Here is a 15,965-nt window from a genome sequence, read left to right as displayed (position 1 = left end):
TTCTAGCTTTTAAATTGTCCTAACATATCTGACTACTGCTATATCACTAGACTTCTGGTATCAATATCTTGATTAAGCAATTCCGACAACAGTGATTCTAATTTTAAATCTGTTGTCGGATGGGAAATAATTTGTATTGTTTATTCACATTGCAATTTACCTAGCGAGACAGCATGGCTATTTTTGCATTTTGATTAACATAGTTCACAAATAGTTGCTTCAGCCGGGGACTCACACTAAAGCCATTAAAGTCTTCTAAGAAGCCAAAGCCTAAACTCTTGGCTTTGGCTAAGGTTTGCTCTGATGTTAATCCTTCTTGGATAGCTATACTCAACAAGGCAATACCTGTTGAACGCATCCCAGCGGCACAGTGTATAAGAACTGGTTTTGGTAACTGTTCTAGTATTTTCAGGGCTTTGGTAATCAATTCTTCATTCAACGCTTCTAACCTTACAGGTACGTTAACGTAATACAACCCCAATTTTTCAGCCAGTTTTTGCTCATCTTGAAAAAATCCTAGTTCATCAGGCGATCGCAAATTTAACACCGACTTATAACCTTCTTGGATAGCTTGCTCAAGCTGTTTTACTGAGATTTGTCCTGTTGTTGTTAAGCTTTCATTGATTAATATGGCGTTGTTCACATTCACTCCTTCTAAATTGACTTGCAAATATGCTGTGAGCAGCTATTTAAAAATGCACAGCGAAATTGGACAAAAATACAATTAATCGGCTGATTAACGCTAAATTTGTCTTTTTGTTTTGATAATTTTATTGCTCTATTTGTAATATACGGTTAATCTATCGACTTACCGATGTTTAAAATAAATAATGCTTATTCCCGATGAGTTTAGCGGTTTTTATATATCACTTCCGAACTCAGGCAATCACACTCTGTTTTGGATATTGCGTTGATGAAATACAGAAGACGCTGGTTTGTATGAAGATGATGCGTAAAAGCTTGTGACAATAGTTACCGAGATTTTTATTTTGTGAATTTATCTAAAATTTAGTGGAAACACAAAAATATCTAAGTTTATAGCTCAACGTTGACCGCAAATGTTACATCTAAGATCGTTGAACGATGAGAAAATCAACGTGAAAGCACAGGTATTTAGAGGCGTAAATCAACTGTCCTACGAAGATATCCCCGTACCCACACTCTTAACAGATGAGGTGCTGGTAAAGGTACAAGTTGTAGGGTTGTGTCAGTCAGATATTAAAAAAATTCGTTATCCACTATATGAGCCGCCGCGCATATTTGGCCATGAAACTGCGGGAATAATAGCCGCAGTCGGTTCTGAAGTCAAAGGTTGGCAGGTGGGACAAAGGGTAGCGGTGATGCACCATATCCCATGTATGCGTTGCGCCTACTGTTTAAATGAAAATTTCTCAATGTGCAATGTCTACAAAAATATTTCTACCACAGCTGGGTTTAACGCTAGTGGTGGGGGTTTTGCGGAGTATGTGAAAGTACCAGGACACATTGTGCAGAATGGAGGCTTAATTGCGATCCCCGATGATATTTCTTTTGAAGAAGCGAGTTTTGTTGAACCAACTAACTGCTGTCTCAAGGCTGTAAAAAAAGCTCAAATTGCACCAGGGCAAACTGTATTAATTACCGGAGCCGGGCCAATTGGGTTAATGTTTGTGATGTTAGTGAAGCATTTTGGGGCAAAAGCGATCGCTACTGACTTACTACCTTCTAGAATTGAAAAAGCCTTGAATGTGGGGGCTGAAGCAGCTTTTGATGCTCGTGATCCTGATTTAGCAGCAAAAATTTATGCTGTCACAGATGGATTAGGTGTGGATGTGACCTTACTGGCTGTACCTAGTGAGAAAGCGTTCTTTCAAGCACTAGACTGCACTCGTAAAGGCGGGAAAATACTGTTTTTCGCTGAGTTTCCCGATGAATTAGAAATTCCTATCAATCCAAATATTCTTTACCGCCGAGAAATTGACTTGATGGGGAGTTACAGTTCTTCCTACCGTCTTCAGGCACTTTCGGCTGATATTGTATTTAATCGGCGGATTGATGTACCAGCTTTAATTAGCGATCGCTATCAGTTAAAAGATTTATCCACAGCCGTAGAACAAGCGATCGCGCCTTCTGCCGATACATACAAAATATTAATCTATCCTTGATCCGGGCAAAGAAGCTTACTCGTAGAAAATACTTATAGCTAATTTTGTCATTGACTCCCATTGTGGGAGTCAAACTGAGGAGAGATATTAACTATGAAAACGCACATTGCCTAATCTTTGTTCCCTAGCTCCTATTCATCTACCCCAATCCATGCCCATGACATTAGTTATAGTTGCTATCCTAGCCTTTTATGTCGCTTGTAATCTTGGTGCCAACGATGTTGCCAACGCAATGGGAACTTCTGTTGGTTCCAAAGCTGTGACTCTCAAACAAGCAATCATCATTGCAGGAGTTTTAGAGTTTACTGGCGCAGTCTTGTTTGGGCATGAAGTATCAGAAACTTTAGCGACAAAAGTTGCCAATCCTAGCTTATTTGTGGCTACACCTCAATTATTAGTTACGGGAATGGTGACAGTATTAATATCTTGCGGTGTATGGTTGCAAATTGCTACTGCTAGAGGTTTACCGGTGTCATCGTCTCACGCAGTCGTAGGTGCGATCGCTGGATTTAGTGCTGTAGCAATGGGTATAGGTGCAATCGATTGGTCATCAATTGGGATGATTACCATTGGTTGGATTGTCACACCAATAATTAGCGGTAGTATTGCTGCGTTGTTTTACAGCCAAATCAAGCACTGGATTTTAGATCAACCAAATCAAGTTACCCAGCTAAGAGAGTGGATTCCTTGGTTAAGTACCGTTTTATTGAGTGTATTTGGTGTAATTGTCTTACCTTCTCTAATGCAACCTCTGACTAACTATTTGATCGAACAAGTTGGTGTTGATCTACCTGCTTACGATATTCCCTTATTCACAGGTGCATTAGCCGCAGTTGGACTCGCTTTAATTAGTTGGCGACAACTGGAGCAAGAGGCAGGGGAGACAAAGAGCAGGAAGCAGAGGGGAGATGAATTTCCTCCCTGCCCCCTGCCCCCTACCCCGTTTCCTCTTTCCACTCCCGTTGAAAGATTATTCGGTCGATTCCAGCTACTGAGTGCTTGCTTTGTGGCTTTTGCACATGGTTCTAATGATGTGGGAAATGCGATCGCACCCTTAGCGGCGATCGTTTATATCAACACTACTGGTAACGTACCGATAAATGGCATTACTATCCCCTTGTGGATTCTGGTTGTAGGTGGCGCAGGGATTGTTACAGGTTTAGCAATTTGGGGAAAAAACGTCATTACTACCATTGGTGAAAACATCATTGCTTTGCAACCTAGTAGTGGATTTTGTGCAGAACTGGCAACCGCGACTACTATTCTCCTAGCTTCTCGGTTAGGTTTACCCGTTTCTACTTCTCACGCACTTGTTGGCGGTGTAGTTGGAATCGGTATGGTGCAAAGCCTGAACTCAATTAAATTCCAAACTTTGCAAGGAATCGCTGCTGCATGGTTAATTACGGTTCCATTAAGTGCGGTTCTCAGCGCAAGTATCTTTAGTATTGCTCGGTTTTTTTGGTACTAACTCGAAATAGGCCGAAGTGTTTGTGTTTGCTAAAAAAATTTACTGATGAATGGCTAACTTGAAAAATACTAGGAGCAAAAATCGAAAAATAAATATTTAAATTATCCTGACCATCTGAGGTCAATCCCAAATTCAAAATTGTCTGACTGCCTATTGTCCACTGCCTGGAAATACTGAAATTAGCTAAAATATTTTCTAGGAGTGAATAATATTTGATAATTTCCCAGACATATAAATCAGTCTATAAGAGAAATGTAAACTGTCGCTAAAGTTACATTTTGCGCGAATTTACATCTAACTTTTACAAGTTGTCCATTGTTAATGATCACAAGGCATTTATTTACAAGTATTTAAAACTTACGGTTGCTATCAAAATAACAAGTATTTATATTGAGTGACATATTTTCTCTATCAAAATCTCACTTTTAAAGGATTGAATTTTCTGGCTGATACGTAGCACAAAGTATGTGCAGCGGTAAACCCAAAAACTACATACTTTGCCAAGCTGTGTTCAGCGTGACAAAATTACTTTGATACGTGCAAATCTTGTTAAATTTTTTGGTCTATCTGACAAAATACTGAAAATTAGTATGAGCGCCAAGCAAATTTACGGGAAACAGCTTTATCTTCAAGGTGTTAGAGGTTAGAAGCTAATGGGGCGAATTGAGAAACGGCCAGACAACCCGCGAGTTAGAGGCGAACTATCGAGATCAGCCGAAACAGCACTCTGGGCTGTTGTGGAGGATTTAGAAAATCTCCAACAAAACGTGCTGAGATCATTGCAAGAAGAAATAAAACGGCTACAAACAGAAAAAGAACGACTGTACGATGACATTCAAAAGCTGTTAGAGGAAAAAGAACACTTACAGCAAGTGCGACAAATTACCGAACAGCAAGTGTTAATTCGTCAGTTGGCAGAAGTTTTAGCCAAACATATTTCTTCGCAGCTGCAATCATCGCTCAAGAATTTAGCTAGTGAACTGAAGATGAGTGGTGCTGACGAACAAGCAGTACTCAAATCAGCTGAAAGTAATGAGCAGATTAAACAAATGCTAGGCACTTTGGATGATACTCTCACCATTACTTTTAACTCGCTGCAACAGGAACTAAAAAATTATCAAGGTAATCTTTCTGGGCAATTGTCTCGGATGCAAAGCCAGCAACAGCAAGGCGAAGTTATTGTTGAGGAATTAGTTAATCACCTGCGCGGTGAATTAACCAAAGTTATTCAAGAAACGACCCAAGTAACTAAACCATCACCGCCAACAGTTTTACAACCACCGGATGAGCCACCGTCGGGTAGTTCTGTAAAACAATCGCCACCAACAGTTTTACAATCAAGTGAGCGATCGCCTAATACTTCTTTCAAAGTAGCTTCATCCACGGTTTTACAACCAGATGAGCCATCATCAGCGAGTACAGCGATAACTTACCCATTGTTGTCAGAAGTCACCAACAAATCGGATGACAACCAGACTACATCTTCTGCACCAGTAACATCCTCAGCAGTTATTATTCCACCGACTCAAGAAACCCCTACCCAGCCAATTTCCATTGCTCCCAAGGATTTTCCCCCTAAAGAGAAACCACCTGAGCCAATTGTTTTACCCAGCAAAGATATTGCGGAAAGTGAAACCTTCTCTTCACCTAGCAACGTTAAGGCGAGTGAACAAAATTCTGCACTCCGCCTAGATGTGCCAGAAACTCAAATAAAATTTTCCTCAATTAAGGCTAGTGAGCCAGTTTCTGTTCTCAACCCAGATGTAGTTGCAGATGAAACAATATCTCCACCTGCTGCATCAGAACCTAAATCAAGAAGGTTAGGCAAATCTCAAAGTTTATCCCCAGTGCAAATTGGGTTTTTACTGGTTGTGTTGTCTACAGTCGTGTCTTCACTGTATAACGTAGCGGTGAAGATGATGTTCCACCAAAATTCTGCGGTGGTTGGTAGTCTGGCTGTAGAACGGTTGTTATTACCCACTTTGGGAAATATTTTCTTAATTTTGTTGCTGCGCTTGGCAATCGTAGTACCGCTAACGTTGCTGTTAGCGCCAATGATGCACCCCCAAGTTTGGCAAGATATCAAAAACTTGATGGAATCATTTCAAGGTAAACCTTCAGCAGCTAAGGTCAAAGCACAGAGAGTTTTGCAACTATCAATTGCTAGTGGTTGCTTTTTGTTTTTATCTCAAGTGCTAATTTATATGGCGATCGGCCAAGTAACGACAGGTATGGCGATCGCACTGTTCTTTATCTATCCCAGTGTTAGCGGTTTACTGTCTTGGTTGTTATTCCGCGATAAACCCAGCAAAGTCCGCGCTGCGGCAATTGGGGCAATTTTCTTGGGTGAATTATTCGTGTTAGGCGGCGCTGCAACTGCGGGGATCAGCGATTTTTCTGTTGGTAGCACTGCTGCCATTTTTGGTGGTGTTGCTTTTGCCTGTTATGTAATTTTGACCCGGATCTGTGCAGCGAAACTGCATCCTGTGTCTTTTACTTTAATTAGTTTCACCACCATGTTTGTTTTGAGTTTTATCGGTTTAATGTTGCCCCTACCAAGCAATTTAAGCCTGGACATTGATGGTTCTAAGTTACTAGAGATTATTTTAAGTGCTTTTATTTTGGGGGTACTGACACTTTTGAGCTACGTTCTCAACAATGTTGGTATTCGCCAATTAGGAGCATTGCGATCGGGCATTATTGGCGCAGGTGTACCTATCTTAACCGTAGTTTTTGCAGGTTTGTTAATTCAGGAAAATTTAGAAATTATTCAGATTTTAGGCGTTTTATTTGTCACTTTTGGTGCTGCTGCTTTCAGTTTCGAGAAAATGCGTCATCAAGTTAAATCTTCTAGTGCTGAAACTTAAATGTCGAAAAGCAGGCATCTGACAGCCAGGAAAGTTAAAAATCTAATGTTAAATGGACTAGACATTATCTCAACTTTGATTTTTAACTTTTCAATTCTTTATTTTGTTTTAATAATTTTGTATAAGCCTTCCCTAATAGCACAATTGCCTTAGCAATATAACAACAATTTCAGGAAATATATAGTCTTGAATCTGGTAATTGCATTTCGACACCAGATAATTGTATATTTCATAAATAATAAAATATAAAATTACTTTCACTGACTTCACAAGAGTTTAACACCCAAGTATTTAGGATAAAACAATTACTAAAAGTTCGATTCTTATCAGTAAATTGCCATCAAACTGCTGTGAATATTTAGACAATATCTATTTTTGATACACTCTTAAACCATCATTTTTGTAGCTAAAGTATCAATTAACTTGTTAAATCATAAATGATTAAAAATCTCTTTTTCGTATTCATTGAAATATCAGGAATCCTTAATAATTACTAGTATCTAAGCTAGGACAGATTGAACATCTATTTAATATTAAGATTGGGTTAATTTACACAAACTTGATAAAAAATCTGACAGAATAGAATATCATAATTGAAGGCAATAAAAGGTATTTAGGACTAGGAATTATCTACCTGCTTTGAGGAATTTAATTTTCCTATGTATTAACCACCGAAAGATGCCAACAAATTGTCAAAAGATGTGAGTATCTATGGTAGTCTACTAGTTATCTACTCAACCTGAAATTTGTTGCAAGTTCAGTAGGCGATTGACTCTGAGATTACTCCTCAACAGGAAATCACCGGGTAACTGAAGTTCTCTACAAACCCAAAGAAATTAGTCATTCTTGGGAAAGGTGCTTACCATAAAATCCATCAGCTAGTTACTGCTATTTCAGCAATAAGGTTTGTTACCACAATTAGGAAGAATTTCCTGTTGTCACTAGTAAAGGATGCAAAAGTCTTGAACCTGAAGACAATCTTTATAGATTAAACCGGGAAAATAGATGCTTTTGTAATGGGGATGACAAGTAGAGAAAATAAACGGTTATTTTCAGAGTCTGTCAGGAAAAGATAACAATAGCCAAATAAAGCAGCTTCTTTTTAATAGTCATTTGCTATATAATTCGGAGCCATTGGCAGTTTCGACTACTAGTAACATAAGAGTCACAGCATCCTAAAAAGTCTAAAGTAACGACATCGCCTCAAGTTGGGTGTATACTACTTACTTTCCTCTGACTATAAATCTGTAAACGTGCTATTTAACTGTCTGTAATATGAGTAACGACATAGATCTGATCAAACGTCTTGGCCCTAGTGCGATGGATCAGATCATGCTTTATCTGGCTTTTAGTGCCATGCGTACGAGTGGACACAGGCATGGAGCATTCTTAGATGCAGCAGCCACGGCAGCTAAGTGTGCAATTTATATGACCTATCTCGAACAGGGACAAAACCTGAGAATGACGGGTCATTTGCACCACCTGGAACCCAAGCGAGTCAAGATTATTGTTGAAGAAGTTCGGCAAGCACTGACAGAAGGCAAACTGCTGAAAATGCTGGGTTCTCAAGAACCACGCTATTTAATTCAACTGCCTTACGTTTGGATGGAAAAATTTCCTTGGCAACCAGGGCGTTCCCGTGTTCCTGGGACTAGTTTGACCAGTGAGGAAAAAAGACAAATTGAGCAGAAGCTACCTGGAAATTTGCCAGACGCGCAATTAGTTAGCTCTTTTGAGTTTCTGGAACTGATTGAATTTCTGCACAAGCGATCGCAAGAAGTTCTCCCACCAGAGCATCAAATGCCCTTGAGTGAAGCCTTGGCAGAACACATCAAGCGTCGGCTGCTTTACTCAGGTACAGTAACTAGAATTGATTCGCCTTGGGGAATGCCCTTCTATGCACTGACTCGTCCTTTCTATGCACCAGCCGACGATCAAGAACGTACTTATATCATGCTAGAAGATACGGCGCGGTATTTTCGGATGATGAGAAACTGGGCAGAGAAACGACCAAACTCCATGCGTGCTTTAGAAGAACTGGATATTCCCCCAGAAAAGTGGGATCAAGCAATGGAGGAACTTGATGAAGTTATCCGCGCTTGGGCAGATAAATATCACCAAAGTGGTGGTATTCCTATGATTTTACAGATGGTTTTTGGTAGAAAAGAAGACTAACAAAGTTTCTCTGAAAACTTCCGGCTAATCAAATAAGCATCCTCAAACTCAGCAACCGACAATTTGAGATCAAATGTATCATCATCACGACGGTTAGGCTCCTGCTGCAAAACCAGAGACATTGTGAATTTTTTGTCTCTTATAGCAGGATGCTTCCGTTGCCATCCACTTTTAAAAGTTGGATGATTAGTATTTTTGAGCTTTATATAAATAAACAGGGTTATTTTTAGTCAACCATCTGTCATTAAAAAATAAGTCACTATAGTCATATTAAAACTTAGGCAGTCAAACGCAACAATCAATAGGTATAGGAATTTAGGATGTAAATGAGCAAAACCCTTACACCCTAAATTCTTATACCCAATTTCAACAACTAAGCTTTGTGCCTAAGTTCTGTAATCTTAAATTTATGGCAATGTCGGTGAAACCGTGAGTCCATTCGCTGTTTCACTAGCATCAATACAAGTATCTAACGCTTGTACTGGTGTTAAAGAAATTTCTTTACGCAAGCCAACAACACAATCAGCAAAAGTGACAGGCTGTAAACTGCGACCACAGTAATTTAAAACGGCTGGGTTAATTTCTTCTTTGGTATTGAGGCTAACATCTACAACACAACTAGCTAATTCCTTTGGACGACGCGCCCTTGTACAGTAAGCCAGCGCATCTGTTGGGTCAATTTTTGTTCTCTGTTTAATTGTCGCCACACAAGCAGATAAATCTCTGGGACGTATTGCTGTAGCACAACCTTGGGCTGCTGCTGGTTGTGCTACACCGGCTTTTAAAAGTTGCGCCGCACAAACACGGTAACTATCGTGGTCATCAGAAAATAATGTCAAAGCCGTACTGGGAAGGCTAGATGTCCATAGTCCGGCTATAGCCAAAACTGGTGTAGCCCAACGAATGGTCTGAGTCTTGAGTATCCCAGAAATATACTTGCTTTGAGGTTTTCTAGCTTTACTAACCTTTTGTGTTTCCATTGCCATTTTCCAAAAACCCATCAGTTCTGCTAACTCAAATGTACGATAACTCTGATTGATCTTCAGGATTCTGACACTTGGCTGTTGAATTCTTCTATTTATGAATTTTTGATGATTAAATTTTGGATTTTTGGCATTTTTCATTTACAGATATTTATAATAGTATGTCTGGGTAAAATTTAAACAGGATTAGATTAAGGAAACTCATGTCCCGATACAGAGGGCCACGCCTCAGAATTGTACGTCGCTTAGGCGAATTACCAGGTTTAACTCGTAAAAGCGCAAGACGCGCCTATCCACCGGGTCAGCATGGTCAGAACCGCAAAAAGCGCTCTGAGTATGCTATCCGTCTAGAAGAAAAGCAAAAGCTCCGTATGAACTACGGTCTCACAGAAAAGCAACTGCTACGCTATGTCCGTAAAGCTAGACGCGTTACTGGTTCTACAGGACAAGTACTGTTGCAATTGCTAGAAATGCGCTTAGATAATACCGTTTTCCGCTTGGGGATGGCTCCTACAATTCCAGCAGCGCGTCAGCTGGTAAATCACGGCCATGTCACAGTCAACGGTCGTGTAGTAAATATTGCCAGTTACCAGTGCCGTCCTGGTGAGGTAATTGCTGTTAGAGATAAAGAACAATCACGGAAGTTGGTCGAAACTAACTTGCAATATCCTGGTTTAGCTAACCTTCCCAGCCATTTGGAATTTGACAAAAATAAGCTGGTTGGTAAAGTTAACAGTGTTATTGAGCGCGAGTGGGTGGCTCTACAAGTTAACGAACTGCTGGTTGTGGAATACTATTCACGCCAAGCGTAGTCAAGAGTCAAAAGTCAACAGTCAAGAGTCAAAAGACTTTAGACTATTGACTTTGGACTATTGACTAACCACCAATTTGCGACATCGTGCGGCTGTATGTGCCGCTTGTACCAGAGTCGCGGCCTTTAAAGTTAATTTCTGGCTTAATAGCTAATAAGTCTCTGACTTGCTCTCGTAAGTAATGGATGCTCACACCAGAGCGTAGAGCAGTTTTTAAGTCTAATTGACCAGTTTCATTTAATAAACAAGGACGTAACCAGCCATCAGCGCTCAGACGCATTCGGTTACAACGATCGCAAAAACATTCTGACATCTGGCTAATAAATCCCAGTGTCCCCTTTGCTCCCGGAATTTGAAAAACATCAGCAGGCCCACTACCACGTATTTGTGATTCTGCCAATCCCCATTGCTGGCGGATACGTTGGCGTAAATCAGCAGAAGATACCCAACCGCGATCGCCAAATAATTGCCAATTGCCGATAGGCATAAATTCAATAAATCGGACGTGCCACTGTTTGTCAATTGTGAGGGCGGCTAAGTCCAGAACTTCGTGGTCGTTAACACCTGGGATCACAACTACATTGAGCTTCAAAGGGTCAAATCCTACCTTGTAGGCTGCTTGAATCCCGTTCCAAACCTGTTCCCAGCGAGAACGTCCGTGATTGCCGATAATTTGATCGAAGATATCGGGATCAAGGGAATCTAGGCTGATATTAATTCGGCGTAAACCGACATCGTAAAGATTTTTGGCGATGGGTGCAAGTAAAAAACCGTTGGTTGTCATCGACAAGTCTTTGGTTTCGGGTAATGATGCGATCGCTTTTACTAAATTTACTACCCCAGGACGCAGTAGAGGCTCTCCCCCAGTTAAGCGAAACTGCGTAAAACCAACAGGGATAAACACCTCTTGAATCAGAGTCAGTAGTTCTGCGTCAGTGAGAAGCTGTTGTTTGAGGGCATATTCTAGTTCTGCACCCTCCGGCATACAGTATTGACAGCGAAAATTACAGCGATCGATTAAACTAATGCGGAGATAGTCTACCTGGTTCATTTTAGAGTATTTATTTCTATTGTATTTTTCCTAGAGGGTAAGCAATCTTGCTTACCCGATACCTTGCAGTATTGCTCACCTGACTTTAATCCCTATCAAGCAGGTGGCGTGGCGTAAGATGTAATTTACCCAAAAAAATATAACAGTTACCGATAGATAAAGTGTAGTAAATAAATAAAGGCGCAAAGCCTTGCGCCTTTAGCTTTGAGTATATTTAACTTAACAGATAACTTTCTTCCCTAGCTGGGGGATTTTTTTGGTAGATGAAAGCTTATCGATGCAAATTTTTCCGGGAGATGCGCTGTAGTCGCAGAACAATTAATTGGTAGATGCACCCTGATAACTTTCTTCCCTAGCTGGCTAACACTGGCTGGGGGATTTTTTTTGGTAGATGAAAGCTTGTCGATGCAAATTTTTCCGGGAGATGCACTGTAGTAGTAGAACAATTAATTGGTAGATGCACCCTGATAACTTTCTTCCCTAGCTGGCTAATACTGGCTGGGGGATTTTTTTTGGTAGATGAAAGCTTGTCGATGCAAATTTTTCCGGGAGATGCGCTGTAGTAGTAGAACAATTAATTGGTAGATGCACCCTGATAACTTTCTTCCCTAGCTGGCTAGTACTGGCTGGGGGATTTTTTTTGGTAGATGAAAGCTTGTCGATGCAAATTTTTCCGGGAGATGCGCTGTAGTAGTAGAACAATTAATTGGTAGATGCACCCTGATAACTTTCTTCCCTAGCTGGCTAATACTGGCTGGGGGATTTTTTTCTAGCAAAACTTCAGCAGAAGTAATGCTAGTGATTATAGATTGTCTCTGGAAGATGCTAATTGAAACTCGAACAAAATAATTGTTATAAATGCACCCTGATAAATAAATCTCCTAGTTATCTGCAACCACTGGGAGATTTTTTTATGTTTGGTAAATAGCAACCATGATTTTTTAAAATTTATTCGGAAGATATTGATAACTTCTCGAATAAATAAATTATTAATCGACGCGCCCTAATAACTAACTCCCCTATGCACTGGCCACAACTGGTAGATTTTTTTATGCTGGTTTAACAGCATATTAGCTTTTGGAATTTTTATCCGGAACATACTTCTAAATCCTAGAAACAGATTATTGGTAGTTGTACTAAGATAACTAACTTTCTGATTTGGTAGATACAACTGTTTTGCGATTTTGAAGCACCTTATAACCTTTAGAACAATTGTTCCGGAAGACTTTGCTAGACCTTGGAACAATTAATTGGTAGATGTACCCTGATACTTAACTCCCTGAATTAGCTAACACTTTCTTGGAGATTTTTGCGAAATGTTGGTAGTTGCTTAGGCGTATATTCTAGCGCAAGTTTCAGACAATATACTAGTGCAAATAGTATTTTTTGACTATCAGTGTCAGCATTTATTGACTTAACTTAACTCTGAATCTTCGCAGGTATCATGCCACCGATAGAGCTAATTAAACACTTTTTGTGTTTATCACATTAAACTCAACTATTAACCTTCTACTATCTATAAGCAGCAGATGGATTGTGGAAATTTTTTTGCGATCGCTCAGTTGCTTTGCAGAAGCTACCCTGGATGAGAATCGTAAGTTTGTACATCCTATCATAGTTTATAGTCAGATATCTACTGATTTGTCAAAGCCAGATTACAGATTGCTAAAAATTAATTTTTTAGGGTTGATTTCCACATCTGTAATATAGTCCTAGCTTAGGTTTTGGCTAAATTCCGTGTACTAGTCAACAGCATTTCCTCGCTATAACTATTTCCTGTAAAATATTTTTTTAGATAAATTTTTACTTAAATTCTCATTAACTGTATGATTGCACCTTGATCATCCATAAGTAAGATGCTTATTTATTAAAACTATGGTAAGATTTATTCCCGATTTCCAGGGAGGCGCAAGATCATCATGAGTTTAGCTGTAATTAAATTTTCTTCTGAAGAGTGCGGCATTTGTCATAAAATGGCTTTTTATGATCAAAAAGTAGCAGAAGAACTGGGCTTGCAGTTTATTGATGTGAAAATGCAAGACACAGCTACTTATCGCAAATATCGGAAAATTTTGCTCACCCAGTATCCTGATAAATCGGAAATGGGATGGCCTACTTATATTATTTGTGATTCTCCCGAAGGCGAATTTCAGATTATTGGTGAGGTTAAAGGCGGACATCCCAAAGGAGAATTTAGAAGTCGCCTGCAAGCAGTTGTAAATCCTGCCGCTAGTCAGAATTAATTACTTCAAAAGATTTTACTTCTAAAACTGGGCCAATCATAGCTGCTGTCATGATGTCTTCACGCACCTGTCCTTTAACTTTGGCTTGCTGCCCAGCTTTGAGTAAGCTTTTATCAGCGCCTTTGAGAATTTCGTAAGTTACACCTTCATCGGTAACTAACGCCCAAGCGCCCATACCAATCTCACGACGTTCAATAGTGCCTTTAACTGTAATGCTCATAATTAAGTACTGAGTGTTGAGTAGCCACTACGTTGCGGAGATTCCCTCCGTTGTACAAGTGGCGTTGGTGAGTAGAAAGTGGGGATGAGTCAAAAATCCCCACTCACTATTGCCTGCTTATTTTATGCGACTTGTTTATCGTTGTTAACTGCCAAACGAGCTAGTCCGTAGCAAAGTAGGGCATTAACAATGAGGAATATTCTTGCTAAGTTACCGCTACCCAAGCCCCAAACGGCTGGGTCGTAAATTACGCTGACTGTCAAACAAGCGGCTACACCTAAAGTAGAACCAACAGCAAACCATTTCCAACTAGGATGTCCTAGGAGGAATACAACTAGAACCAGCGGAATTAAAACACTGGCAAATACAGGATTAAAAGCATCTGTACCTTGTAGCGCATTACCTAATTCAGGTAAAGAACTACCTAAAACACGGAAAGGCCACTGGGGTAGGTCAAATATATAGATGCCTTTGAGGAAGAATAATCCCGAACTACCAAAAGTTAAGCCACTAAATAAAGCCCAACTCCAGGTAAAGGGGAAGTAAACCCGTAAAAACCAAGCCAGTAAATAAGAACCGACTACCATTAAAATTTTTGGTAACAGTGCCACTACACCGCCATCTATCCAAAATCCTGGGTTAATGTAACCGTTATCTCGCAGCCAACGAAAGAAATCTGGGAAACTGATTTGTCCTTGGGCTGCTAATTTAACTGCGGCTTCGGCGTTGAGTTGTCCAGCACCGTAATAATTCAAACCATCATCTTGAATGACTCTGGCTGATTGTTTGAGAACTTTTAAAATGTCATCGGGATTTTCTATACCTTTGGCTTTGATTAAAGCTGCTACACCCGCAACGTGAGGTGCAGCCATACTTGTACCTTGGAGTCCCAAGAATTCACTTTCACCATTTTCGTTAATGGTTTCTTGCAAAATCTTACCAGTTTCACTACCACCAGGGGCTGAGATATCTACGCCAGCACCATAGTTAGAGTAGTCAGCTTTTTCACCCTCTGGGCCGAAAGCAGAAACGCCAATAACGTGAGGGTAACGGGCTGGATAGCTTGCACCATTGGCACTTTCATTGCCAGCGGCCGCTATGATAACGACACCTTTTTTGTAAGCATAATCAATGGCATCTTTCATTAACTGGCTTTCACCGCCACCACCCAAGCTCATATTAATCACATCTGCGCCTTTATCGGCGGCAAATTTAATTGCTTCGGCAATATCGGCTACAGTACCACCACCATACTCATTTAAGACTTTGAGTGGCATAAGGCTGGCTTCGTAAGCAACACCCGCAACACCATATTGATTATTAGTAGCTTGGGCGACTGTACCTGCAACGTGTGTACCGTGACCATAATCGTCTGTGGCTTGTTCTCGGTCATTAACAAAATCGTAGCCTTTGACAAATTTTGTCTCTTTTAAGTCGCGTACCTGGGTTACACCAGTATCAATGACAGCAACCGTAATACCACTACCTTTCGTTTCAGTCCATGCACCTTCAATGCCGATTTTGTGCAGGTTCCATTGCTTGCTGTAATATGGGTCGTTGGGGCCGATTAAGGAAGGTTTGGCCTCGTTATTTTGGGGTGGTGTGAGTTCTCCAAGAACGGTGGTTTTAGGTTCTGGGGGAATTCTATAGATGTAATTCGGTTCAATAAATTCTGTGGCTTTGGCAAACTGAGATTTTTTCAGTTCTTTGAGCCTTTGGCGATCGCCTCTGATAATATACACATTGTCTTGTGCAGAAAATTTATTATCTAATTGGGGTGTAACGTTGTATTGTTGAGCGATCGCTTGCAAATCTCGGTCTATTTCAGCTTTTGCAATATCTTCCCGAAAATCAAGCACAATCGTTTCAAAATCACCTTTCGCTGCTAGTCCCTGAAAATTTAAAAATCCAAAAACAGCAGCGCCTAACCCAATAATAAACAGGCACAATAATATTAGCCTTCTCATATTAACTCGTCACCGCTTTTGCCAGTTTGCTCACT

11 protein-coding genes are annotated in these 15,965 nt (G+C 40.2%); 6 read left to right on the top strand and 5 right to left on the bottom strand.

Translation table 11 applies throughout. The features are described from left to right. Window positions 1-160: 160 nt before the first annotated feature. The gene (locus NCWK1_RS00215) at window positions 161-643 is read right to left on the bottom strand and encodes a protein tyrosine phosphatase family protein (RefSeq protein WP_103123547.1); all 483 of its coding nucleotides are present in this window, start codon (window positions 641-643) and stop codon (window positions 161-163) included. A gap of 454 nt (window positions 644-1,097) precedes the next feature. On the opposite strand from NCWK1_RS00215, the gene NCWK1_RS00210 reads away from it, so the two are divergent. The 4 genes from NCWK1_RS00210 to hetR all read left to right on the top strand — a co-directional run bounded on the left by NCWK1_RS00210 (window position 1,098) and on the right by hetR (window position 8,654). Continuing rightward, a complete protein-coding gene (locus tag NCWK1_RS00210) occupies window positions 1,098-2,144 on the top strand; it encodes a zinc-dependent dehydrogenase (protein ID WP_103123306.1) in 1,047 nt (348 codons plus the stop codon). 151 nt (window positions 2,145-2,295) lie between these two features. Then, complete coding sequence (locus NCWK1_RS00205; RefSeq protein WP_103123305.1) at window positions 2,296-3,612, top strand: inorganic phosphate transporter; 1,317 nt, start codon at window positions 2,296-2,298, stop codon at window positions 3,610-3,612. Window positions 3,613-4,265: 653 nt separating this feature from the next. After that, window positions 4,266-6,479 (top strand): DMT family transporter, encoded by a 2,214-nt coding sequence (locus NCWK1_RS00200; RefSeq protein ID WP_103123304.1) that lies wholly within the window; start codon window positions 4,266-4,268, stop codon window positions 6,477-6,479. A gap of 1,275 nt (window positions 6,480-7,754) precedes the next feature. Continuing rightward, window positions 7,755-8,654, top strand: a complete 900-nt coding sequence (hetR, locus tag NCWK1_RS00195; protein WP_096582476.1) for a heterocyst differentiation master regulator HetR — start codon at window positions 7,755-7,757, stop codon at window positions 8,652-8,654. Window positions 8,655-9,061: 407 nt separating this feature from the next. On the opposite strand, the gene NCWK1_RS00190 is transcribed toward hetR, so the two are convergent. Beyond that, window positions 9,062-9,778, bottom strand: coding sequence for a hypothetical protein (locus NCWK1_RS00190; protein WP_245894795.1), 717 nt, complete (start codon window positions 9,776-9,778; stop codon window positions 9,062-9,064). 62 nt (window positions 9,779-9,840) lie between these two features. On the opposite strand from NCWK1_RS00190, the gene rpsD reads away from it, so the two are divergent. Beyond that, on the top strand, window positions 9,841-10,449 hold the full coding sequence (rpsD, locus tag NCWK1_RS00185) for a 30S ribosomal protein S4 (protein ID WP_096582478.1): 609 nt from the start codon (window positions 9,841-9,843) through the stop codon (window positions 10,447-10,449). A 64-nt stretch (window positions 10,450-10,513) separates the two neighbouring features. Here the strand turns inward: rpsD and moaA are convergent, their stop codons facing one another. After that, complete coding sequence (moaA, locus tag NCWK1_RS00180) at window positions 10,514-11,500, bottom strand: GTP 3',8-cyclase MoaA (RefSeq protein ID WP_103123303.1); 987 nt, start codon at window positions 11,498-11,500, stop codon at window positions 10,514-10,516. A 1,919-nt stretch (window positions 11,501-13,419) separates the two neighbouring features. Here moaA and NCWK1_RS00175 point away from each other — a divergent pair. Continuing rightward, the gene (locus NCWK1_RS00175) at window positions 13,420-13,743 is read left to right on the top strand and encodes a thioredoxin family protein (RefSeq protein ID WP_096582482.1); all 324 of its coding nucleotides are present in this window, start codon (window positions 13,420-13,422) and stop codon (window positions 13,741-13,743) included. Here NCWK1_RS00175 and NCWK1_RS00170 read toward each other — a convergent pair. Next, window positions 13,730-13,963, bottom strand: coding sequence for a hypothetical protein (locus tag NCWK1_RS00170; protein ID WP_096582484.1), 234 nt, complete (start codon window positions 13,961-13,963; stop codon window positions 13,730-13,732). The two genes, NCWK1_RS00175 and NCWK1_RS00170, sit on opposite strands and share 14 nt — an antisense overlap. 122 nt (window positions 13,964-14,085) lie before the next feature. Then, entirely contained in the window at window positions 14,086-15,930 is a 1,845-nt protein-coding gene (locus NCWK1_RS00165; RefSeq protein ID WP_103123302.1) for a S8 family peptidase, read from the bottom strand. Between the last annotated feature and the right edge of the window lie 35 nt (window positions 15,931-15,965).

The sequence above is a fragment of the Nostoc cycadae WK-1 genome, assembly GCF_002897135.1.
In the GTDB taxonomy this organism is placed as follows: domain Bacteria; phylum Cyanobacteriota; class Cyanobacteriia; order Cyanobacteriales; family Nostocaceae; genus Nostoc_B.
This window is presented reverse-complemented; position numbering and strand designations above follow the sequence as displayed.